Below are 21,217 nucleotides of genomic sequence, written 5' to 3' on the forward strand. Positions count from 1 at the left end.
TTCCGCAGCAAGGATCTGCTGCACCGCCCCGATCAGAGAGCAGTCCTCGCATGCGCGCAGTCCGTTTCCACTCCTACGGTGCCCCCGACGTCCTCGTCGTCGAGGACGCGCCGGAGCCCCACGCCGTCGAGGGATCGGTGCGGATCGCCGTGCAGGCCACCAGCGTGAATCCGATCGACGTCCTGCTCCGCGCGGGGCGTCTCGCGCAGTTCCTCCCCCTCGCCCTGCCCGCCGTCCCGGGCCGCGACGCGGTCGGAGTCGTCGACGAGGTCGGCCCGGGGGTGACGGACACGCAGATCGGCGACGTCGTGTTCGGACTGGGCGGGGTCAGCGACACCACGGCCGAGTTCGCGGTCCTCACCGCCTGGAGCGCCGTCCCCGAGCGCTGGTCGACGGCGCAGGCCGCTGCCGCGGGACTCGCCTCCGCCACCGCGGCGGCGGTCATCGACGCCCTGGGTGATCTGAACGGACGCACCCTCCTCATCGAGGGTGCGTCCGGCGCCGTGGGCAGCGCGGCGGCGGCCTTCGCCCTCGCCGCCGGCGCCACCGTCATCGGCACCGGGAGCGCCGGCAACGCCGGCTATCTCGAGTCGCTCGGCGTCCTCCCCACCACCTACGGCCCCGGGCTCGCCGAGCGCGTGGCGGCCCTGGCCCCGGGCGGAGTGGACGCGGCCCTGCACTCGGCCCCGTCCGACTCCCTGCCCGAACTGCTGGCCATCGTCGGGGACGCCTCTCGGGTCGTCACTGTGATCGACGACCAGGGCGCTGCTCGCCTCGGCCTGCGGAAGGTCGACGCCCGCAACGATTCGGCCCTCCTGCGGTTCGCGGCCGCGCTGGGCCGCGACGGGCGCTACACGCCCCGCGTCGATCACGAGCTCTCGCTGGCCGACGTCGTCGAGGCGCACACCCTGGCGGAGAAGGGCAGCGGCAAGGTCGTCATCGTGCAGGGCTGACCCGCTGCCTCCGGGGCCGCTCGCGCCACGAGACCGCGCCGGGCGGCCCTCGGGAGTCCCGTCCGCCCCGGTTCCGCTCGGTCGACGGAATCGGCGCGCGACTGCGGGAAGATGGACGCATGTCGAAGAAGATCGAATCCGCACACCGCAAGCTCGCCGACGCACTCGAGAAGCACGCCGAGCTCGCCTCCGGCAAGAAGAGCCGGCGCGGCCGCATCGAGGGTGCCGCCGCCGACGTCAAGCGAGCCGCGACGAAGTACGCCGCCGCCGTCTCGGCGCGCACCGGCACCGAGAGCCCCTTCAGCGACATCGCCGACCCGCGTCTGGACCGGCCGACGATCGCCTCCCTCACGGCCGAGCGCGACGCGCTGAGTCGCAGGCTGGCGGAGACCCCGCTGACCGCCTCCGACCTTCAGGTCCCTCTCCCGCACGCGGAGGCGGACCAGGCCTAGAAGGCCGCGAGACCCCTCGGGTCGTCAGTGGGCCGGCTCGCCGCAGAAGCGCCGACGCCTGTCTGCTCACGTGAGAGGTGACGAGAGGAGTTCCCGTGAGCACGAGCCCCGGTCCGATGGATGTCCGCTTCACCGCGCCGATCGGAGTCACCGTGAAGGGTGAGCTCTGGTCGTGCGTCGAAGTCCCGGGATCGGTCGAGCTGCTCGGCACCGGCAAGGCGGTGCGGGTCGTCGCGACGGTCGATGGCGAGCCGATCACCGCCGGGCTGATGCCGACCGGCACCGGCGGCCACATGCTCTCGATCAGCGCGAAGCTCCGCAAGGAGCTCGGCCGGGAGCTGGGGGATCCGGTCACCGTGCACCTGACCGAGCGCCTCACCTGATCGAGTGCGCCGCGAGCACCGAGCACTCGAGCACCCCTCCGTCAACCATCGGCACGGCGAGAAGCCCCGCCTTCCGAGGGAGGCGGTCAGCGCGCTACGGTCGTTACTCAGCCAGCTGAGTAACTGAGGAGCGACATGACCGCCACAGCATCCCCCACCCGTGCCGACCGGATCCGGCAGGCGGTCGTCGCGGTCAGCGCGGTCCTCGCCCTGATCGGCTCCTTCATCGGGTCGGGCGCCGCGGGCGGCACGCAGATCCAGGACGCGGCGGGAGGCGCCCTGAGCGCGTCCTCGACTCCCGTCGCCCCCGACGGCCCGGCGTTCGCGATCTGGAGCGTCATCTACGCCGGGCTCATCGCCTACGCGATCTGGCAGTTCCTGCCCTCGCAGGCGGCCCGGAGCCGTCACCGCCGCCTCGGCTACTGGGCCGCCGCCAGCCTCATCCTCAACGCCGCGTGGATCCTGGTCGTGCAGGCCGGTCTCCTCGCGCTCAGCGTCGTGGTCATCGCCCTCCTGCTCGCCGTCCTCGCCCGGATCTTCGTGCTCCTGCGCGCCACGCGCTCGAGCGGCGTGGTCGACGCGATCATCACCGACGGCACGTTCGGCCTCTACCTCGGCTGGGTCTGCGTCGCGACGGTCGCCAACGTCACGGCGGGTCTCGTCGGCGCGGGGATCGGCAGTGCCGACGGGCCGGGCGCCTCCGCCTGGGCCGTCGCCGTGCTGATCGTCGCCGCGCTGGTCGGCCTGCTGCTCGCCGTCACGGGCCGCGGCCGCATCGCCCCGATGCTCTCGCTGTGCTGGGGCCTCTCCTGGGTCGCCGTCGGCCGATTCGGCGGCGAGCTCGTCTCGGTCCCGGCCGGGATCGCGGCGCTCGTCGCGGCGGCGATCGTGCTCGCGGGGACCCTCCTCCTCCGCTTCACCGCGGGACGTCGGGCCGGAGCCGGGGGCGTGCGCGCGGCCTGAGAGCGCTGACGGCACCGCAGTGCTGCTCGAGGAGTGCTGCTCCAGCCTGCCCGGGCCCGACATCGTCTCTGCCGCGGAGTGCCGTCGCGCCCTGCTCGTGACCGCGAGTCTCCGACCTGGACCGGTGGACTGAGGCAGCAACCGATCCGCACAGCAGGAGGCGGCGCTCGTAGCAACTCGGGTTGACACCCCCGTCGTGAGCAACATAGGTTGACAGCATGGAGTCCTCGGAGATCGCAGCAGTCGCAGCAGACCTGAGCGACCCGAAGGCGGGCCTGCGGGCCGTCTCCTCGCTGCGCGTGCTCGCCGACACGATGGAACTGCGCCAGGTCGAGGCCGCGCTGCGGGCGGGGATGACCTGGCAGGACATCGCCGACGCGCTCGGCGTGACCCGTCAGGCCGCGCACAAGAAGCACTCCAAGCGGATCGACCCGACCATCCCGACCCCCAGGAGAAGAGCATGAGCAAGTTCGCTCGCGTCGCGCAGACCAGTCAGTCCCTCACTCTCGCCGCGATGGAGGAGGCCTCCCGGCTCGGGCTGCGCGAAGCAGACCTCGAGCACCTGCTCCTGGCGCTCGTCATCAGCGACCAGTCCGCGGGCCGGGCGCTGCGCAGCCCGCAGGTCGACCTCGCCGCCGTCCGTCGCGCTGTGCAGGCCCAGCACGCGGAGCAGCTGGCGTCGCTCGGTATCGACGCGCCGTTCCCCGAGTCGGGGCGGATCGTCTTCCACGAGACCTCCGGATACGAGTGGAGCAGGCGCTCGGCCGACCTGCTCGCCCGTGCCGGGGGCACCGGCAAGGGAGGCGACGCCGCGGCGGTTCTGCGCGAGCTCGTCGCCGAGCCGAGCGGCCAGATCACCGACCTCCTCCGCCGTCTGGGCACGACACCCGATGACGTGCTCGCCCGTCTGGACCGCCTCGACTCCCCGGAGACGACGCCCTGGCCCGCGGCGAGTGGGCGAGCCTCGAGATCGACGGAGGCCTTCGTCCCTGCGCCGATCGAGGACGTGTGGGCGCTCGTCGCCGATCCCCTCCGCGTCCCCGAGTGGGAGCTGAGCGTCGGCCATCTCGACGACTCGGGCCAGGACCTGATGCCGGGTGCGGTCTGGCACGGTCACGCGCGCCTCCGCCGAACCGACGGGAAGCCGGTGAGGATCAAGCCTCGGCTCCGGCGCAAGCGCATCGAGCTCGTCGAGCTGGATCGCCCGGAACACGTGGCGTGGCGAGTCGCCTCCCCCGACGCTCCCCGGAGCACGGCGATCCTCACGGAGTTCTCCCTGACGCCCACGACGGGCGGCACGCAGGTCACGATCGCGATCACCTGGCCCGAGCGGGCAGGGTGGCGGCGATTCGTCGGATGGCCGTTGCGTCCACTCCGGACGTTCCTCGTGTGGATCGTGCTGTTCCAGACGAGCAGCGCCATCAGCCGGCCTTTCCGCTGAGCACCGCCGCCGAAGTGCTGACCACGGGCGGCACCTCGGCCCTCCCCCGGCCGGGCGATGCGGGCACGGCCGGGCGGGAGCAGACTCGAGGGACGCCCACGATCGAGGAGGTCGCATGATGCTCAGCACCGCTCACTCCGCGAACGTCCCCGTCGCGCTCCGCTCGGACTTCTTCGCCCCGACGGTGCCGGAGCAGATCGTCGTGCCGCCGTGGTACTCCGTCGCCTTCGCGGTCGTCCCGATCGTGATCCTCGCTGTGATCGTCCTGATCGTGGTGCTGATCGTCCGGAACGTGCGCCGCGCCCGGCAGCTCGGCGTCGATCCGACGACGCTGCAGACCGACATCGCCGCCCGCTACCTGCGGCACGGAGTCGGACCGGCGGGCGTCTCGCTCACCGACCGGCTGGCCGAACTCGACGCTCTCCGCGCGGCGGGCACGATCAGCGCCGAGGAGCACATCCGCGCCCGCGAAGCCGCGCTCACTGGTGACCGCGGGCAGAACGACTCTCGGAGCTGACAAGCTTCCCGCGCGAGCGCGGCGCTGCAGACCGTTCGGCGAGCGCCGGACCTCACCGCGCCGACGTCACCGGGTCGAGGCGGCCTCCGACAGCTGGGCGACGACGCCCTCGTCGAACCAGCTCGTGCGCTGGAGGGGGGGCACTCCCGCCGTCGAGGCCCGATCGTCGCGTGTGCATGGGCTCCAGGGTCCCACCGATGACGGATCAGCGCCCGCCGACCGCACGCGGCCCGCCCTGGGCGACCACACGGCTCGAGCGTCTGCTCAGCACCCAGACGAGCGCGCCCGCCGCGAGAACGGCGGCGCTCAGGCCGACGACGTGGAGCGCCAGGGAGGTCGCGCCGTTCTCGGGGAGCAGGAAGCCGTACGGAACCCAGCCGTCGGTCGCCCCGCGGACGAGGACGACGACGAGCCAGACGAGCGGATACGGCAGGACCACCCACAGTCGCCGCCACGGCAGCAGGCTCCGGTCGGGTACGAGGGCCCAGTCGAGCAGGACGATCGCGGGGAGGACGACGTGCAGCGCCGCGCTCACCCACGGCGGCGCGGATCCGGTGCCGGGCACGAGGGTGTTGTAGATCACGGCCACCACGATCGAGTAGGTAGTCGCCGCGCCGCGGAGGACGCTGAACCAGGCGGGAGTCGCACGCCGGGCGAGCGAGCGCACGCCCGCGATGACGAGCAGGACGCTCACGACGACGCTCGTCTGGTTGGTGAAGTAGCCGAAGTAGTCGAACGGGTTCGGCTCGCCGGCCGCCACGGACAGGCCGTAGGCGTACCCGACCACCGCGATCGCGAGGACGCCGACGGCGACGCGGATCGCGCCCACAGCGGCGAGGGTCGGCGCTGCGGGAGTCACGCCGATCAGCCTAGGTCGACACCGCTCGCCGAGTCGTCCGTGAACGGACCGCGGGCCTCGTCCGCAGGTGAGCTGCCGCTCAGAGCCTCGTCGCGCGGGTGTGAGCCGTCCACGGGGCGGTAGTGCCGGACCACCGAGGCGTTCGCGCTCGCCGGATCGCGCTCCTCGATCACGAGGCGCTGCACGAGGGCCGGCTCGGTGGGGGTCAGCTCGATCCGGCACTCGAGATTGCCCGTGCGTCCCGGGAGGAGGAACGTCAGCTGGGCCGCGGACGCGCTCCACAGCATCCGCTCGGTCAGCGGGGCGGCACCGCGAGCCTCGTCCAGGCCGCCGACCTCGGCGAGCGCGGCGGAGAGCCGCTCTCGACGGACGTCGGCCGGGACGTCGCTGAGCAGGTTCGGGCTGAAGAGCGCGGCCGCACCGGGAGCGGCCACGTCGCCGAACCGGACGATCGCGTCCTCGACGGCCCGCGCGGCGGCGAGGGTCGACGGCAGCAGGGCGATCTCCCGGGCGGGGAGGTCGAGATCGACGAGGACCGCTCGGAGCATCGCCGCAGCGGGGACCGCGGCTCGCACGCCGTCGGTGTTCGCGAACACGGCCACTCCGATCCCCGAGGCGGGATGCCAGCGCATGTTCGCCGACCACCCGGGCAGTCCGCCGGAGTGCTGCACGAGCGTGCCGAAGCGCTCGTCCTGCTCGACGACCAGCCCGAGGCCGTAGGCGGCGGAGGCGAGGTGTGGGCTCGCCGGCTGGAGCGGTCCTGCGGGGATGGTCGTCGATCCGCGCTGCATCTCGCGGCGCGACGCGCGGCTGAGGATCGCGTCGTCCGCGTTCTCCGGGTCGAAGGCGCTGCCGAGCCAGGAGCTCCAGCGGGCGATGTCCGGGAGCGTGCTGAACAGGCTCGCGGCGCAGGCGCCGACCCCGGATCCGACGACGGGTCGCGCGGACCAGGTCCGGCCCCGGTCGACCGTGCTGAAGCCCTGGGCGATCCCTCCCCCGACGCCGTCCGCCGCGTAGTCGGTGACGCGGTAGCGGGTGCCGGTCAGCCCGAGCGGTTCGAGCAGCTCGGAGGCGACGAGGTCGGCGAACTCCCGGCCCGACACGTTCTCGACGAGGATCCCGAGCAGCCAGAAGCCGATGTTCGAGTACTGGTAGCCGTCTCCGGGCCGTTCGGTGAAGGCGAGTCCTCGGGCGACGAGCGCGAGGAACTCCTCCCGCGCCATACCCATCTCGTGGTCGGCCCAGCCGTTGTCCTCCGGCAGTCCGGAGCAGTTGCTCAGGACCATCCGCACCGTGACCGGCAGGACGACACCGGCCCGGTCGACCGGATCCGTGAACTGCGGGACGTGCGCCGACAGCCGGTCGTCGAGGGTGAGCAGGCCCCGATCGCGCAGGAGGAGGACGGCCGCGGCCTGGAAGCTCTTCGAGAGGGAGGCGATCCGGTAGACCGTGTCGCGACGCGGGAGTGCGCCGGACGCATCCGCCTCCCCGATCGCGTGCTCGAACAGGATCCCCCGGCGGTCGAAGACCGCGTAGCTGATCGACCGGGCGACGGGTGCGTCCCGGTCGAACCAGTGCGTGAGCGCGTCGATGACGGACGCGGACAGCAGCCCGGCATCCCCGCCCGGATCGCCGTCGTGCCCCGAGGTCGTTCCCGCTGCCGTCACCGTGTGGATCCTGACTCCTGTGCTCCGCGCCTCGCGCGCAGAGAGCCTGATCGCGACAGTAGACCACTTGCCGAGTCCGTCTCGCCGCCCTCTCTCCCGTTCGGCGACAGTGCGGCAGGAATGCGCAGAAGAGGTGACGATCCTCTCTCGATGATTCATCGCTGTCGGCTCTGTCCGGGACGATTCGACGGCGTGAACACCCGATTCCGAGAAGGGACGGCGCGAAGAGGGGATTTGCCAGCGCACCTTGCGGGTGTTATCCCTAGAGCGGTCGGACCTGCCGGATCAGAATCCGGAAGGACCGTCGGAGGATCGCCGGTCGGAGCCATTCGGGTTGGCTCCGGCATCCGATCGATCCTCCTGGGCGCAGGCCCGCTCGGCCGTGACGGGAAGCCAGGTTCGCCGTCACGGCCGAGGTCGCCTTCTGTCCAGAGACGTCTCTCTGTCGAGGGCGTCATCGGTGGGGCTCCCGGGCGAAGAGCATCGCTGGTGATCCGTCCGGCGATACTGATCTCGGGCAGGGATGCGCCCACCGACTCGATCCAGGCGGTCCGCCGCTCTCTCGAGCAGGGGCATCCGATCCTCAGAGGCGCCGATCGCCGCGAAGTGGATGCGACTCTGGCACTGATGGTCCAGACGCTGCACCGCGCGATGACGGACTGATCCGCACTCTCCTCTCCGCGCTGTCGCTCGGTGCTCTCCCGCGACGATTCGCAGCGTCCCTCGGCGTGGCGACGTCGAGGTTCCTCCCGAAGCGGCTGCGCCGTGAGGGAATCGACTGCGGCGCGCCCCTCGAGCCGAGGGCATCGCACTCCCCCGCCGCCTCACAGAAAGCCAGGTCGACCATGACGCTCAGTGTTCTGTTCATCGGAGGAACGGGCATCATCAGCTCGGCCTGCGTCGTCCGCTCCCTCCTGCTGGGTTTCGACGTCACGGTGCTGAACCGCGGCACGACCGCGATCCGCCCCCTCCCGGACGGGGTCCGCGAGCTCCGCGGCGACATCCGCGACGCCGAGTCCGTCCGCGCCGCGCTCGGCGACGAGAGCTTCGACGTCGTCGTCGAGTTCGCCGCCTTCACTCCCGAGCACGTGCAGCAGGACATCGACCTGTTCACCGGGCGCACCGGTCAGTACGTCTTCATCAGCTCCGCGTCCGCCTACCAGACCCCGCCGAGCCGGCTGCCGGTCACCGAGTCGACTCCGCTGCGCAATCCGTTCTGGGAGTACTCGCGGGACAAGATCGCCTGCGAGGACCTGCTGGTGGCCGAGTACCGCCGCAGCGGCTTCCCGATCACGATCGTGCGGCCCTCGCACACCTACGATCGGACGGCTCTGCCGGTCGACGGCGGCTGGACGGTCGTCGACCGGATGCGCCGCGGCCTCGAGGTGGTCGTCCTGGGCGACGGCACGTCGCTGTGGACGCTCACCCACACCGACGACGTCGCGGTCGGTCTCGTCGGGCTGTTCGGCGCGACCGGAGCGATCGGCGAGGCCTTCCACATCACCGGCGACGAGACGCCGACCTGGGACCAGATCCACCACGCGCTCGCCGCGGCCGCAGGAGTCGAGGCCCGCCTCGTGCACGTGACCTCGGACGCGATCGCGGCGGCCGACCCCGCTCTCGGCGCCGGGCTCCTGGGCGACAAGGCCCACTCGATGGTCTTCGACAACGCCAAGATCCGGAGCCTCGTGCCCGCCTTCTCGCCGACCGTCCGCTTCAGCGACGGCGCGCGCGAGATCGTCGAGTGGTACGACGCCGATCCGTCGCGCCGGGTCGTCGACGCGCGGATGAACACGCTCTTCGACTCGCTGATCGAGGCCTACCGGCCCCGCCCGCTCTGACGCGACCTCGCCGATCGAGCCCTCGGCCCTCGCCGCGGGCGTATCGAGATCCACGGCCGTCAGAAGCCCGGGTCTCCTAGGAGAGGTCACCTCACCGGTGTCGCCCCGTCCTCGCTGATCGAGTAGCCCGCGCAGCGGGCGTATCGAGAGCCACGTCCGTCAGAAGGCCTGGCCATGAGGCCGATCTGCTGACGTCGGTGGGTCTCGGTACGCCCCTGCGGGGCTGCGGGCTCGACCAGCATGGGTGGCGACGGGCACCGCCTTCTCCCTCAGCACGGAGACGCGCCGCCGCTCCGCCGCCTGGGGCGGCTACTCGACCAGCGGGCGCGCATGGTCTCGTCCCAGTAGATCCGCCACCGCCGGAAGGCCTGGGCAGAAGGTCGTCAGGCGCGCGCGTCCCGGAGCGCGTCTGCCGACTGCTGGGCCACGCGGCGGACATCGCGGTCGGGGTCCCGCAACATCGCGGTCAGCGTCTGCTCGACGCTGGCCGCGAACTCGCCCTTCTCGTCGCGACCCGAGGTGGTGCCGGCGACGGCGACGGCCGCCAGCGCGCGGGCTCCGGCGGCGCGGACGCGGGGGTGCTCGTCGGTCGTGAGGCGCGCCAGCTTCTTCTGACCGCCCAGGAGGCGCTCGGCGCAGACCCGCGCGCACATCTCGCGGACGCGCCAGGAGGCGTTCGCGAGACCGGCGGTCACGGCCTCGGCCGCGGCGTCGTCCCAGACGTACAGCAGGGCGCGGGCGCCCCACAGCTCGGGCCAGTAGAGCGACGGTGCACCCTTCAGGATCCCGTCGGCGTGCTCGCCGCCGACCGTCAGCAGGAAGGACTCGCCCTCGTAGCCGCCGGTGAGCAGGGCGGCAGCGCGCAGGGCGACGGTCCGCTCCCCCTCGCGGGCGACCTGGGCGCGCAGCCGGTCTTCGAGGGAGTCGGTCAGGGTGACGGGCGGTTCGCTGTCGGGAGTCATGTGGGTCCCCAGAGTACCCGGACGCCGGTCCGGGACCGCCGCTGTCGAGCGGTCCCGGGCGGGGCGTCAGAGGATGAAGAGCATCTCCTGGTAGGTCGGCAGCGGCCACAGGTCGTCGGCGATGATGCTCTCGATGGTGTCCGCGGCCGTGCGGACCGCGTTCATCGCCGGCAGCAGCGTGTCCTTCGCGTGCTGCGCCTCCGCGAGGGCGTCGTGCGCGACCTCCTCGGCGAGCGCCGAGGTGAGCGTCGCGAGGGCGGCCCGCAGGGCGGTGACGGAGTCGCCGACCTCGGTGAGCGGCGCGAGGTCGGCCTCGACCCCGGCGGCCTTCAGTGCTCCCACGTTCACCGCGAGCTCCGTCTGGTGCCGTACGGCCGCGGGCAGGATGGAGGTCCTGCCCATCTCGAGCGTGAGCCGCGCCTCGACGCCGATGCTGAGGCTGTACTGCTCGAGGCCGATCTCGTACCGGCTGTGCATCTCGCGGTCATTGAACACCCGGTACTTCTCGAACAGCGCCAGGGCCTCGTCCGTGATCAGCTCGGGCAGGGCGTCCAGCGTGGTGCGCAGGTTCGCCAGACCGCGTCGCTCCGCCTCGACGGGCCAGGCGTCCGCGTAGCCGTCGCCGTTGAAGACGACAGCGCCGTGCTCGGTGATGATGCGGGTCAGCAGCTCCTGCACGGCCGTGTCGAAGTCGGCGCCGTCGGCGACCGCGTTCTCGAGCTCGGTCGCCGCGTAGTCGAGCGAGTCGGCCATGATCGTGTTGATCGTGACCATCGGGCCGCTCACCGACTGCATCGATCCCGGTGCGCGGAACTCGAAGCGGTTGCCCGTGAAGGCGAACGGGCTGGTGCGGTTGCGGTCACCCGGGTCCGTCGGCAGGACGGGGAGGGTGTCGACTCCGATCTGCATCGTGCCTTTGCCCTTCGACGAGGTCGCCGGGCCCTTCGCGAGCTGCTCGAAGACGTCGCCGAGCTGGTCGCCGAGGAAGATCGAGATGATCGCCGGCGGCGCCTCGTTGGCGCCCAGGCGGTGGTCGTTCGAGGCCGATGCGACCGAGGCGCGCAGCAGCCCGCCGTAGAGGTGCACCGCGCGGATGACCGCGGCGCAGAAGACGAGGAACTGCGCGTTCTCGTGCGGGGTGTCGCCCGGGACGAGGAGGGAGCCGAGCTCGCTGTTGCCGAGCGAGAAGTTGACGTGCTTGCCCGAGCCGTTGACGCCCTGGAACGGCTTCTCGTGGAAGAGGCACTCCATCCCGTGCTTCTTGGCGATCGTCTTGAACGTGGTCATCAGCAGCTGCTGGTGGTCGGCCGCGATGTTGCCGCGCTCGAACATCGGCGCGATCTCGAACTGGCCGGGCGCCACCTCGTTGTGCCGGGTCTTCGCGGGGATGCCGAGCTTGAACAGCTCCCGCTCCGTGTCCATCATGAAGCCGAGCACACGCTCCGGGATCGCGCCGAAGTAGTGGTCGTCGAACTCCTGGCCCTTGGGCGGCGTGGTGCCGAAGAGGGTGCGCCCGGCGTTCAGCAGGTCGGGCCGCGCGAGGAAGAAGTGCCGGTCGATCAGGAAGTACTCCTGCTCGGGTCCGCAGAAGGACACGATCTTCGCCGGATCCGCGTGCCCGAAGAGCGTGAGGATCCGCGCGGCGTGCTCGCCCATCGCCTGCTGCGAGCGCAGCAGCGGCGTCTTGTGGTCGAGCGCCTCCCCCGTCATCGAGACGAACACGGTGGGGATGCAGAGGGTGTTGCCGTTCGGGTTCTCGAGGACGTACGCCGGGCTCGTGACGTCCCACCCGGTGTAGCCGCGGGCCTCGAAGGTGTTGCGCAGGCCGCCGTTGGGGAAGCTCGAGGCGTCCGGCTCGCCCTGGACCAGCGTCTTGCCGGCGAACTCCGCGAGGGCGGAGCCGTCGCCGACGGGCTCGAAGAACGAGTCGTGCTTCTCGGCGGTCAGGCCCGTGAGCGGATAGAACACGTGCGCGTAGTGCGTCGCGCCCTTCTCGAGCGCCCAGTCCTTCATGGCCGAGGCGACGGCGTCGGCGACCAGCGGGTCGAGCTTCGCTCCGTGCTCGATCGTGGCCATGACCGACTTGAAGACCGACTTCGGCAGTCGCTGGCGCATCACGATGGTGCTGAAGACGTTCTCGCCGAAGATCTGCCCGGGCGCCTCCGCGTCGGTGAAGCTGACGGCCGGGGGCACGTACGCCTCGACGTCCTTGATCGCATCGCGACGAACCGTGTTCCCACTCATTGCTGCTCCTCTGCCCGGCCCTCAGCGGCCCGTCGGGTCGCGGGTCGCTCCGGCTCACGCTACGGACGGGGTGTGGCGGCGGCGTTTCGGGGGCGTGACGGTCTCTCACCGATACCGACCTCCATGACGGGCGGCCGCTCCGCAGCCCCTACGTCTCTCTGGCAGCTCGAAGAACCGCTCCTCCGCTTCCATCAGGGCACGGTGCTCCCACGCGCGTGAGGAGCGCGCACATGCTCACCAGTCGGCGGGCCCAGCGCTCCCCGCGGGGTACTCCTCGAGGGGAGCCTCGCCGCGCGCCCACTCGGTGAGCACCGGAGTGACGATGCGCCAGCACTGCTCCGCCACGTCGCCCGGCACCGACAGCAGCGTGTCGCCCTGGAGGATCCCGGCCAGGACCTGCGCGTAGGGGTCGAGCGTGGCCGTCCCGGGCTGCGCCTCGAGCGTCACCCGCTCGAGGTCGGTGAGATCGTCGGCCGAGTTCACGAAGAGGTCGAGGTGCACGTCGCCGCCCTTCAGCGACATGCGCAGGACCGTCCCGGCCTCCTCAGCCGCACCGCGCAGGCCCCGGGGAGGCGTCGCGGGACGGAAGTGCACCGCGACCTCGGAGCGCGGGTCGCCGATCCCCTTGCCGGAGCGCAGCAGGAACGGGACCCCGGCCCAGCGGGGCGAGTCGATCTGCAGCAGCACCTGGGCGAGCGTCTCGGTGCCGGCGGAGGGGTCGACGTCGGGCTCGTCTACGTACGAGGGGAAGAAGCGGCCGTCCACGCGACCCTCGGTGTAGCGGGCGCGGCGAGCGGAGGAGGGATCGTCCCGCCACAGCCGGACGGCTCCGAGCACCTCGGCCATCCGCTCGTGGACGTCGCGCGCGACGATCTCGTCGGGTCGCTCCATCGTGGTGAGGGCGAGCACCATCAGGAGGTGGCTCTGCAGCATGTCCCGCAGCGCACCGGTGCCGTCGTAGAACGCGGCGCGCCCCTCGATCCCCAGCGTCTCGTCGTAGACGATCTCGATCTTCTCGATGTTCTCGGCGTTCCAGCTCGACTCGAGCAGCCGGTTGCCGAAGCGCAGTCCGAGCATCCCCATCACGGTGGCGTTGCCGAGGAAGTGGTCGATGCGCCAGAGGCGGCCCTCGGGGAGGACGGCAGCGAGCGCGGTGTTCAGGGCGACCGCGTCGTCGAGGTCCTCGCCGAACGGCTTCTCGATGGCGACGACGAGGTCGTCGGGGAGCTCGATCGCGGCGAGCGAGTCGGCGACGGCGTGGCCCATGGCGGGCGGGAGGGCGACGTAGAGCACCGGAGCCGACGGGCACGCGTCGAGCAGGGCCTTCAGCTGCTCCGGGTCGGAGGCGTCGGTCGCGACGAAGAAGGCGCGCGAGACCAGCGACTCGACGGTGTGCGCTGACGTCCCGGCGGTCTCGAGGCTGCGCCGGACGAGCGCCTTCCACTCGTCGTCGCTCTGCGGCGTCCGCGCGGCGCCGATCAGCGTGAGCTCGGAGGCGCGGGCGAGCTCCGCCACCCGGCCGAGGCCCGGGATGAGCAGCCGCTCAGTGAGATCGCCGCCCGCTCCGAGGATCGCGATGGTGCGCTGCGTCCCCTCGAGCGTGGTGGCCTCGGGGATTCCGGCCTGATCGGTCATCGTGTCTCCTTCGTGGGATCGTGACGTCGCGCCGCACCACCGCCCGCACCGGTCTGCGATTCCGGGCGCGTCGGTGGTATCCGACTTCTGCAGTGTTCCGGACCCACCTGACCGTCCGGCCCACGACACTCGGCGAGGGGGTCTCAGGCGGCGCCGCGCTCCACGGCCGCGGCCACCCTCCGCAGCGCCGCGAGCACCGTGCGCACCGGCGTCCGGGCGAGTGCGTCGTGGCGGGCCAGCACGTCGACGTGGCGGACGAGCGAGGCGCCGACGACCGGCCGCAGCACCATCCCGTCGACGGCGAGCGCGGCCGCCGTGATCCGCGGCATCACGGCGAGGGCGGCGCCGGCGCGGACGACGTGCGCCGCGACCGAGAACTCGTTGATCCGGTGCTCGATCCGGGGCGACTCGCCGATCAGGGCGCCGAGGTGCTCGAGGACCCCGGTGAGCGGGAAGCCCTCGTGCGTCGAGATCCAGCGCTCGGTGCGCAGCTGCTCGGGCCGGATGCCGGCCTGGGCGGCGAGCGGGTGATCGGCGGGCAGGGCGATGTCGAGGGGCTCGACGACGAGCGGAGTCACGACGAGGCGGGCGAGGGGCCACGGCGGGTCGTGGGCCAGGCGGTGGGCGATTACAAGGTCGTGGTCGGCGGTGAGGCCCGCGAACGCGTCCTGGGCGACGTCTGCGTCGGCGAGCGAGACGCGCGGGCGGCCGTCGAGCTCCCGCAGCAGCGGGCCGAACAGGGCGAGTCCCGCGCTGTGGAAGGCCGAGAGGCCGACCGGCCGCTCCTCCTGCTCGAGGAACGACTCGACCGCGTCCCGCGCCTGGGCGAGAGCCTCCTCCACCCGCGTCGACGCGACGGCGAGGGCCTCCCCCGCCTCGGTGAGCACGAGCCTGCGGCCGTCCTTGACCGTCAGCGGCACCGGGATCGCGGCCTGCAGCGCCGCGAGCTGCTGAGAGACGGCCGAGGGGCTGACGTGCATCGCGGTCGCGACGGCCGCGACGCTCCCGCGGTCGCCGAGTTCGCGGAGGAGGCGGAGTCGAGTCGGATCCATGAGTCCTTCCTAATGCAACGATGCAGGAGATACCCGTTGTTCTTCCGCGTTCCCGCCCGCGACAGTGGTCGCATGGCCCCGCGCACTCGCTCCGAACCCGTCGTCGACCTCCTCCTGATCGGCGTCGCCGCGGTCTGGGGTGCGAGCTTCCTCGCCGCGAAGGATCTCGCCGCCGAGACAGGGGTCCCGTCCGCCGTGGCACTCCGCTTCCTCGTCGCGGCGATCGCGACCGCCCTGGTCTGCGTCGCCCGGAGGGAGCGCCTCCCCCGCGGCCGGGGGCTGCTGATCGCCGCGGTCCTCGGCTGCTCCCAGGCGGTGATCATCGGTCTCGAGACCTGGGGCGTCCACCTCACGTCGGCGACCAACGCGGGCCTGCTGATCAGCTTGGCGCTGGTGATGACGCCGGTCCTCGAGGGCGCCGCCTCGCGCGCCTGGCTCCCCCGCTCGTACTTCGTCGCCGCGGTCGCCGCGGTGGTCGGTGTCGCGCTCCTCGTGTCCGAGGGCGGACTGCGCACCCCGACCTGGGGTGACGGCCTGGTGGTGGCGGCCGCGATCGTTCGGGCGATCCACGTCACGGCGAGTGCGCACCTCACCCGTGGCCGCACCGAGGGATCCCTCGGAGTCGTTCTCGTCCAGATGCTGGTCTGCGCGAGCGCGTTCTCGCTGCTGGCCGGTGGCGACCTGCCCGTCGCCGTCGCGCGCCTGGACGCACACGCCTGGGCCGACGTCCTCTTCCTCGGGCTCCTCTGCTCCCTGTTCGCGTTCGTCGTGCAGCTGTGGGCGGTGCGACGCACGTCGGCGTCGCGCGCGAGCATCCTGATGGGCACGGAGCCCGTGTGGGCGCTGCTGGTCGGAGTCGTGGTCGCGGGCGAGGCGATCGGCCCCGTCGGCGTCTGCGGCGCCGCGCTGATCGTCTCGGCGAGCTACGCGGGTCAGGCGATCGAGCGGCGCCACCGGCGGCGCGGGGCGGTCGCGGCGGCCGAGAGGGAGGCGGCGGCCGTGCCGCTCTGAGCGGGATCCGGGACGACAGAGCGCCGCACGCCGAGCGCCCGCCGCCGGAGTACAGTGCGACGATGCCCCGCCGAGGAACCCGATGACCGCCGTCCGTCTCGTCGCCATCGGCGACTCCTTCACCGAGGGCGTCGGCGACGAGCTGCCCGACGGCACGGCGCGCGGCTGGGCCGATCTCGCCGCGCAGGGCTGGGCGGATGCGACGGGCGAGAGCATCCAGTACGCGAACCTCGCGATCCGCGGGCGCCTGATCGCCCCGATCGTCGCCGAGCAGCTCGAGCCCGCCCTCGCCCTGAAGCCGACGCACCTCTCCTTCAACGGAGGCGGCAACGACATGCTGCGCCCGCGAGCGGACATCGGCAGCATCGCCGACTCCTACCTCCGCGTCCTCGAGCGCTGCGACGAGGAGGGGGTCACCCTGATCGCGCTCGCCGGCGCCGACCCCTCGGCACGGCTGCCCCTCGGCCGGATGATCAAGCGCCGCGGAGACGCGCTGACGGACGCGGTCCTCCGCCGGCTCGACGGCCGTACCGACGTCGTTGTGGCCGACAACTGGAACGACCCGGAGTTCCGGCGCACCGAGCTGTGGTCCGAGGACCGCCTGCACATGGGTCCGCGCGGGCACCACCGGGTCGCCTCGCGCGTGCTGTCCTCGCTCGGACTCACCCCGCCGGCCTCGTGGCAGGCTCTGCCCGAGCAGCCCGCCTCAGCGCCGGGCGGATCGGCGCAGTACTACCGGCAGCACGTCGCGCCCTGGGTGCGCCGCCGACTGGCGGGGACGTCGTCGGGCGACGGACGCTCGGCGAAGTACCCCGAGTTCGTCACCATCGCCCCGACCGCCTGACCTCAGCGCCAGCCGTAGCGCGCCGAGACCGACTTCGCGACGGAGTCGAAGTGCGAGCGGTCGAGCGCCGCGCCCTCGCGCCGCATGCCGGCGGGGTGCACCCGGAACACCCGCTCCGGATCGACGTAGCTCGGGCGCCCCTCCGGGTCCCACGCTCCCGTCCCGATCGGGAGGTAGTCGTCGTGCTGCTTCGAGCTCAGGCGGACCGCGAGCACCGTCCCCGCCTTCTCGACGGCGAGCACCAGCACGGGGCGGTCCTTGCCGCGACCGTCGTCCTCCTCGTAGGGCACCCAGGTCCAGACGATCTCCCCCGGGTCGGGATCCCCGTCGGCGGTCGGCGCGTAGCCGAGGTGGACGCCGCGGACGCGGGTCGGATCGACCTCGGTGGTCCGCCCGACTCCCGTCGCTCCCGGAGCGGCGTCCCGCGCGGTGAGGAAGGGCCGCTGCGCCGTCGGGGCCGTGTCGGGTCGGGAGGCGCTCACCCGCCCCAGCAGCCGGAGGAGGAACGATGCGACCGAGCGTGAGGAGGGCACCCCGGAACCCTAGCCCGGATCGGCGACCCGGCGTCGGACGGCGTGCACGACGAGGAGGGGGTGCCGACTCCGAGGAGCCGGCACCCCCTCCGGGTGGTGCGCGCGGTGGTGCGAGTGCTAGTCCGCCAGGACGTAGCCGTTCTCGCCGTGGATCGCGGTGTCGATGCCCGCGACCTCGTCCTCGTTCTTGACGCGGAATCCGATCGTCTTCTGGATGACCCAGCCGATCAGGAGGGTCATCAGGAACGAGTAGGCCAGGACGGTGAAGGCCGCGAGGGCCTGCTTGCCGAGCTGGTCGAATCCGCCGCCGAGGAACAGTCCGACATCGGTGCCGAAGAAGCCGATGTAGAGCGTTCCGATCAGACCGCCGACGAGGTGGACGCCGACCACGTCGAGCGAGTCGTCGTAGCCGAGCTTGTACTTGAGGTCGATCGCCAGGGCGCAGACCGCACCGGTGATGACGCCGAGGACGATCGCCCAGAACGGCGAGAGGCTGGCGCAGGCCGGGGTGATCGCGACGAGGCCGGCGACGGCACCCGAGGCGGCGCCGACCGAGGTCGGCTTCCCGTCCTTGATCTTCTCGATGACGAGCCAGCCGAGGATCGCCGCGGCGGGGGCGGCGATGGTGTTGAGGAACGCGATGGCCGCGAAGCCGTCGGCCGCGAGCTCGGAGCCGGCGTTGAAGCCGAACCAGCCGAACCAGAGGAGTCCGGCGCCCAGCAGCACGAAGGGCGGGTTGTGCGGCTGGTGCGCACCCTTGGTGAAGTTCACGCGCTTGCCGAGGACGATCGCGAGGGCGAGGGCCGCCGCACCGGCGTTGATGTGGACGGCGGTGCCGCCCGCGAAGTCGATCGCTCCGATGTTGTACGCGATCCAACCGCCGTCGACGACGCCCTCGTCACCGAGGGTGAAGTTGAAGACCCAGGAGGCGACGGGGAAGTAGACGACGGTCGCCCAGACTCCGGCGAAGACCATCCAGGCGCCGAACTTGGCGCGGTCGGCGATGGCACCCGAGATGAGCGCGACGGTGATGATCGCGAAGGTCGCCTGGAAGGCGGCGAAGGCGAGGACCGGGTAGGCGCCGGTCTGCTCGCCGAGTGCGTCGTCGTAGACGCCCTGGAGGCCGATCTGCGCGACGTCGATCCCGAGGAAGCCGTCGATGCCGACGAAGGAGTCGGTGCCGGCGGGGCCCGCGGGGCCGTTGCCGAAGGCGATCGCGTAGCCGTACAGCACCCACAGCACCCCGATGAGCCCCATGGCACCGAAGCTGAGCATCATCATGCTGATGACGCTCTTGGCGCGGACCAGGCCGCCGTAGAAGAACGCCAGTCCTGGCGTCATCAGCAGCACGAGTGCCGCCGCGATGAGAAGGAAGGCAGTATTGCCTTGATCCATTCTGAAACCTTTCCTCGGGTGCGCAGGAGCGGCCCGGTGAACGCCAGGGCGTCAGCGGAGTCGGGTCGCTTGAGTACGCCCGTCAGTCTGGCGGGGTGAGGTTTCGTGCCGAGGGGTGCCACGTTTCGAACGTGTTACAGGCGGGCCGTCTCGGTAAACAACGCGTTACACGGTGCTGCCAGAGCCCCGTCCGCGAGCGGAGAATCCCTTGAGGGAACCGCGGATCCTACGAGGTCCGCGGATCGCGAGGTCCGCGGCCTACGACGTCCGGGGCCCGAACGGATCCATCGAGGTGAGCGCGATCAAGCGCGACATCGAGCGCAGGTACTTCTTGCGGTAGCCGCCGCTGAGCATGTCGCCGCCGAACACCTCGTCGAGGGCGACTCCCGAGGCCAGCACCGGGATCTGCGCGTCGTAGACCCGGTCGATGAAGGCGACGAGCCGCAGGGCGTCGGTCTGGTCGGTGAGAGCGGTGACGTCGCGGAGCACGATGGCGTCGACTCCCTCGATCACCTTGATGTAGCGCGAGGGGTGAACCGACCCGAGGTGGTCGACCGCCGCCCTGAAGGTGTCGTCCGTGACGACCGCCCCCTCCGGCGCCCGGGCGAGGAGCGCCTCGATCTCGGAGTCGTTGCGCGTGAGGGCGTGGCCCTCGATCTCGCGGCGGCGGTAGTCGGTGCCGTCGATCCGCATGGTGCGGAAGTGCTCGGCCATCGCCGAGATCTCGCGCAGGAAGTCCGCGGCGGCGAACCGCCCCTCCCCCAGTGCGTTCGGCGGGGTGTTCGAGGTCGCGGCGATCCGGGTACCGGAGGCGACCAGCTCGCCCAGCAGGCGGGTCATCAGCATCGTGTCGCCCGGGTCGTCCAGCTCGAACTCGTCGATGCAGAGCAGCGCCGAGCCCTTGAGCAGCGACACCGTCGCCGCGTAGCCGAGGGCGCCGACGAGGGCGGTGTACTCGATGAAGGTGCCGAAGTAGGTGCGACCGGGGACCGCGTGCCAGATCGCCGCGAGCAGGTGCGTCTTGCCGACTCCGAAGCCGCCGTCGAGGTAGACGCCGGGCTTCACCTCCGGCGCCTTCTTGCGGCCGAAGCCGAAGAACCCGCCCCCGCCGCCGCGGGAACCGCCGCTCGCTGCGAAGGCGCGCAGGGCCTCGACGGCCTCGGCCTGCGAGGGGTGCTCGGGGTCCGGACGGTAGCTCTCGAACGTCGCGCCCTCGAACTGCCGGGGCGGGACGAGGGTCGACGCGATCTCGTGCCCGCTGATCTGAGGCGATCGAGCGGTGAGACTGCTCGTGGATCGGACGTCGTCGTGGGTCACGCGCACCTCGCATCATGCGTCCGGAGGGGCCGGCCGCGGGGGTCCGACAGGGTGTCGGAGTACTGTGTCGAACTCTTACGGCGCCTTCCGTGCACCCGCACCGCGGGGCGCGTACTGTCGCTGAAGGGCGGGCTCCAGCGTAGCCCGATCCCGGAATCACGCCCGCGCTCCGCGCACCACCCTGGAGGTCCTCCTTGTCCGTTGAACTCGATCCGTCGCCGAAGTTCGCCGCCTACGCGCACCCCGAACGACTCGTCAGCGGTGAGTGGCTCGAGCAACGGCTCGGCACACCCGGTCTGGTGGTCGTCGAGTCCGACGAGGACGTCCTGCTCTACGAGACCGGCCACATCCCCGGCTCCGTCAAGATCGACTGGCACACCGACCTCAACGACCCGGTCGAGCGCGACTACATCGACGGCGCGGCCTTCGCCGCTCTCGCCGGCGGCAAGGGCATCTCGCGCGACAGCACCGTCGTGATCTACGGCGACAAGAACAACTGGTGGGCCGCCTACGCCCTCTGGGTCTTCACCCTCTTCGGCCACGAGGACGTCCGCCTCCTCGACGGCGGCCGCGACAAGTGGATCGCCGACGGCCGCCCGATCACGACCGAGGCCTCGACCCCCGAGGCGGTCGAGTACCCCGTCGTCGAGCGCCGCGACGCCGACATCCGCGCCTTCAAGGAGGACGTGCTCGCCCACTTCGGCAACCCGCTGATCGACGTGCGCTCCGCCGAGGAGTTCTCGGGCGAGCGCACGACCGCTCCCGCCTATCCGGAGGAGGGCACCCTCCGCGCCGGCCACATCCCCAGCGCGCAGAACGTGCCGTGGGGCAAGGCCGCGGCCGAGGACGGGACCTTCCGCGGCCTCGACGAGCTGAACGGGATCTACCGCGACGGCGCCGGCCTCGAGGAGGGCGACACCGTCATCGCCTACTGCCGCATCGGCGAGCGCTCCTCGCACACCTGGTTCGTGCTGACCCACCTCCTCGGCTTCGAGGGCGTCAAGAACTACGACGGCTCGTGGACCGAGTGGGGCAGCGCCGTGCGCGTCCCGATCGTCAAGGGCTCCGAGCCCGGCGAGGCCCCCGCGCCCCGCTGACGATCCGCCCGAGGACCCCGCCCGTCTCGACGGTCGGGGTCCTCTTCTCTG

21 protein-coding genes are annotated in these 21,217 nt (G+C 71.8%); 12 read left to right on the forward strand and 9 right to left on the reverse strand.

What is annotated here, in order from left to right:
- Window positions 1–50: 50 nt before the first annotated feature.
- The 7 genes from GRS96_RS11625 (at window position 51) to GRS96_RS11655 (ending at window position 4,709) form a co-directional block, all read left to right on the forward strand.
- Window positions 51–953 carry an alcohol dehydrogenase catalytic domain-containing protein gene (locus GRS96_RS11625; RefSeq protein ID WP_159988521.1) on the forward strand — a complete coding sequence of 301 codons (903 nt, stop codon included), beginning with the start codon at window positions 51–53 and terminating at the stop codon, window positions 951–953.
- A 119-nt stretch (window positions 954–1,072) separates the two neighbouring features.
- Complete coding sequence (locus tag GRS96_RS11630) at window positions 1,073–1,405, forward strand: hypothetical protein (protein ID WP_159853643.1); 333 nt, start codon at window positions 1,073–1,075, stop codon at window positions 1,403–1,405.
- Window positions 1,406–1,500: 95 nt separating this feature from the next.
- Window positions 1,501–1,788, forward strand: coding sequence for a DUF1905 domain-containing protein (locus tag GRS96_RS11635; RefSeq protein ID WP_236553622.1), 288 nt, complete (start codon window positions 1,501–1,503; stop codon window positions 1,786–1,788).
- 135 nt (window positions 1,789–1,923) lie between these two features.
- Complete coding sequence (locus GRS96_RS11640) at window positions 1,924–2,751, forward strand: tryptophan-rich sensory protein (protein WP_159988522.1); 828 nt, start codon at window positions 1,924–1,926, stop codon at window positions 2,749–2,751.
- Between the two features lie 218 nt (window positions 2,752–2,969).
- On the forward strand, window positions 2,970–3,215 hold the full coding sequence (locus tag GRS96_RS11645) for a hypothetical protein (RefSeq protein WP_159988523.1): 246 nt from the start codon (window positions 2,970–2,972) through the stop codon (window positions 3,213–3,215).
- The gene (locus tag GRS96_RS11650; protein WP_159988524.1) at window positions 3,212–4,192 is read left to right on the forward strand and encodes an SRPBCC family protein; all 981 of its coding nucleotides are present in this window, start codon (window positions 3,212–3,214) and stop codon (window positions 4,190–4,192) included. Before GRS96_RS11645 ends, GRS96_RS11650 begins: the two co-directional genes overlap by 4 nt.
- Window positions 4,193–4,307: 115 nt before the next feature.
- Window positions 4,308–4,709, forward strand: coding sequence for a hypothetical protein (locus GRS96_RS11655; protein ID WP_159988525.1), 402 nt, complete (start codon window positions 4,308–4,310; stop codon window positions 4,707–4,709).
- Window positions 4,710–4,914: 205 nt separating this feature from the next.
- Here GRS96_RS11655 and GRS96_RS11660 read toward each other — a convergent pair whose 3' ends face one another.
- A complete protein-coding gene (locus GRS96_RS11660; RefSeq protein ID WP_235021814.1) occupies window positions 4,915–5,568 on the reverse strand; it encodes a Pr6Pr family membrane protein in 654 nt (217 codons plus the stop codon).
- 5 nt (window positions 5,569–5,573) lie between these two features.
- The gene (locus tag GRS96_RS11665) at window positions 5,574–7,235 is read right to left on the reverse strand and encodes a serine hydrolase domain-containing protein (RefSeq protein ID WP_159988526.1); all 1,662 of its coding nucleotides are present in this window, start codon (window positions 7,233–7,235) and stop codon (window positions 5,574–5,576) included.
- A gap of 489 nt (window positions 7,236–7,724) precedes the next feature.
- Between GRS96_RS11665 and GRS96_RS11670 the strand changes: the two genes are divergently transcribed.
- On the forward strand, window positions 7,725–7,898 hold the full coding sequence (locus tag GRS96_RS11670; protein ID WP_159853656.1) for a hypothetical protein: 174 nt from the start codon (window positions 7,725–7,727) through the stop codon (window positions 7,896–7,898).
- A 182-nt stretch (window positions 7,899–8,080) separates the two neighbouring features.
- Entirely contained in the window at window positions 8,081–9,076 is a 996-nt protein-coding gene (locus GRS96_RS11675; RefSeq protein WP_159988527.1) for an NAD-dependent epimerase/dehydratase family protein, read from the forward strand.
- Window positions 9,077–9,459: 383 nt separating this feature from the next.
- Here the strand turns inward: GRS96_RS11675 and GRS96_RS11680 are convergent, their stop codons facing one another.
- The 4 genes from GRS96_RS11680 to GRS96_RS11695 all read right to left on the reverse strand — a co-directional run bounded on the left by GRS96_RS11680 (window position 9,460) and on the right by GRS96_RS11695 (window position 14,969).
- A complete protein-coding gene (locus GRS96_RS11680; RefSeq protein ID WP_235021815.1) occupies window positions 9,460–10,038 on the reverse strand; it encodes a HEAT repeat domain-containing protein in 579 nt (192 codons plus the stop codon).
- A 66-nt stretch (window positions 10,039–10,104) separates the two neighbouring features.
- A complete protein-coding gene (locus tag GRS96_RS11685; RefSeq protein ID WP_159988528.1) occupies window positions 10,105–12,282 on the reverse strand; it encodes a glutamine synthetase III family protein in 2,178 nt (725 codons plus the stop codon).
- A gap of 234 nt (window positions 12,283–12,516) precedes the next feature.
- Window positions 12,517–13,917 (reverse strand): glucose-6-phosphate dehydrogenase, encoded by a 1,401-nt coding sequence (locus GRS96_RS11690; protein WP_159988529.1) that lies wholly within the window; start codon window positions 13,915–13,917, stop codon window positions 12,517–12,519.
- Window positions 13,918–14,060: 143 nt separating this feature from the next.
- Entirely contained in the window at window positions 14,061–14,969 is a 909-nt protein-coding gene (locus GRS96_RS11695) for a LysR family transcriptional regulator (RefSeq protein WP_159988530.1), read from the reverse strand.
- A 72-nt stretch (window positions 14,970–15,041) separates the two neighbouring features.
- Here GRS96_RS11695 and GRS96_RS11700 point away from each other — a divergent pair, with 72 nt between their 5' ends.
- Both GRS96_RS11700 and GRS96_RS11705 read left to right on the forward strand, forming a co-directional pair.
- A complete protein-coding gene (locus tag GRS96_RS11700; protein WP_159853665.1) occupies window positions 15,042–15,980 on the forward strand; it encodes a DMT family transporter in 939 nt (312 codons plus the stop codon).
- Window positions 15,981–16,062: 82 nt separating this feature from the next.
- A complete protein-coding gene (locus GRS96_RS11705) occupies window positions 16,063–16,824 on the forward strand; it encodes an SGNH/GDSL hydrolase family protein (protein ID WP_159853667.1) in 762 nt (253 codons plus the stop codon).
- 2 nt (window positions 16,825–16,826) lie between these two features.
- Here GRS96_RS11705 and GRS96_RS11710 read toward each other — a convergent pair whose 3' ends face one another.
- From GRS96_RS11710 to zapE, 3 genes are all read right to left on the reverse strand, one after another.
- On the reverse strand, window positions 16,827–17,357 hold the full coding sequence (locus tag GRS96_RS11710; protein ID WP_159853669.1) for a type II toxin-antitoxin system PemK/MazF family toxin: 531 nt from the start codon (window positions 17,355–17,357) through the stop codon (window positions 16,827–16,829).
- Window positions 17,358–17,474: 117 nt separating this feature from the next.
- A complete protein-coding gene (locus GRS96_RS11715) occupies window positions 17,475–18,752 on the reverse strand; it encodes an ammonium transporter (protein ID WP_159853671.1) in 1,278 nt (425 codons plus the stop codon).
- 258 nt (window positions 18,753–19,010) lie between these two features.
- A complete protein-coding gene (zapE, locus tag GRS96_RS11720; protein ID WP_159988531.1) occupies window positions 19,011–20,069 on the reverse strand; it encodes a cell division protein ZapE in 1,059 nt (352 codons plus the stop codon).
- A 194-nt stretch (window positions 20,070–20,263) separates the two neighbouring features.
- On the opposite strand from zapE, the gene GRS96_RS11725 reads away from it, so the two are divergent.
- On the forward strand, window positions 20,264–21,166 hold the full coding sequence (locus tag GRS96_RS11725; protein ID WP_159988532.1) for a sulfurtransferase: 903 nt from the start codon (window positions 20,264–20,266) through the stop codon (window positions 21,164–21,166).
- Window positions 21,167–21,217: the final 51 nt, after the last annotated feature.

Origin of the sequence: Rathayibacter sp. VKM Ac-2803, assembly GCF_009807175.1 — a bacterium.
Lineage (GTDB): Bacteria > Actinomycetota > Actinomycetes > Actinomycetales > Microbacteriaceae > Rathayibacter.

What these genes read in the sequence shown, in the direction of transcription:
- GRS96_RS11625 (WP_159988521.1), top strand. Translation starts at nt 51, where the DNA reads ATGCGCGCAGTCCGTTTCCACTCCTACGGTGCCCCCGACGTCCTCGTC.
- GRS96_RS11630 (WP_159853643.1), top strand. Translation starts at nt 1,073, where the DNA reads ATGTCGAAGAAGATCGAATCCGCACACCGCAAGCTCGCCGACGCACTC.
- GRS96_RS11640 (WP_159988522.1), top strand. Translation starts at nt 1,924, where the DNA reads ATGACCGCCACAGCATCCCCCACCCGTGCCGACCGGATCCGGCAGGCG.
- GRS96_RS11645 (WP_159988523.1), top strand. Translation starts at nt 2,970, where the DNA reads ATGGAGTCCTCGGAGATCGCAGCAGTCGCAGCAGACCTGAGCGACCCG.
- GRS96_RS11650 (WP_159988524.1), top strand. Translation starts at nt 3,212, where the DNA reads ATGAGCAAGTTCGCTCGCGTCGCGCAGACCAGTCAGTCCCTCACTCTC.
- GRS96_RS11655 (WP_159988525.1), top strand. Translation starts at nt 4,308, where the DNA reads ATGATGCTCAGCACCGCTCACTCCGCGAACGTCCCCGTCGCGCTCCGC.
- GRS96_RS11675 (WP_159988527.1), top strand. Translation starts at nt 8,081, where the DNA reads ATGACGCTCAGTGTTCTGTTCATCGGAGGAACGGGCATCATCAGCTCG.
- GRS96_RS11680 (WP_235021815.1), bottom strand. Translation starts at nt 10,038, where the DNA reads ATGACTCCCGACAGCGAACCGCCCGTCACCCTGACCGACTCCCTCGAA.
- GRS96_RS11685 (WP_159988528.1), bottom strand. Translation starts at nt 12,282, where the DNA reads ATGAGTGGGAACACGGTTCGTCGCGATGCGATCAAGGACGTCGAGGCG.
- GRS96_RS11690 (WP_159988529.1), bottom strand. Translation starts at nt 13,917, where the DNA reads ATGACCGATCAGGCCGGAATCCCCGAGGCCACCACGCTCGAGGGGACG.
- GRS96_RS11695 (WP_159988530.1), bottom strand. Translation starts at nt 14,969, where the DNA reads ATGGATCCGACTCGACTCCGCCTCCTCCGCGAACTCGGCGACCGCGGG.
- GRS96_RS11700 (WP_159853665.1), top strand. Translation starts at nt 15,042, where the DNA reads ATGGCCCCGCGCACTCGCTCCGAACCCGTCGTCGACCTCCTCCTGATC.
- GRS96_RS11705 (WP_159853667.1), top strand. Translation starts at nt 16,063, where the DNA reads ATGACCGCCGTCCGTCTCGTCGCCATCGGCGACTCCTTCACCGAGGGC.
- GRS96_RS11715 (WP_159853671.1), bottom strand. Translation starts at nt 18,752, where the DNA reads ATGGATCAAGGCAATACTGCCTTCCTTCTCATCGCGGCGGCACTCGTG.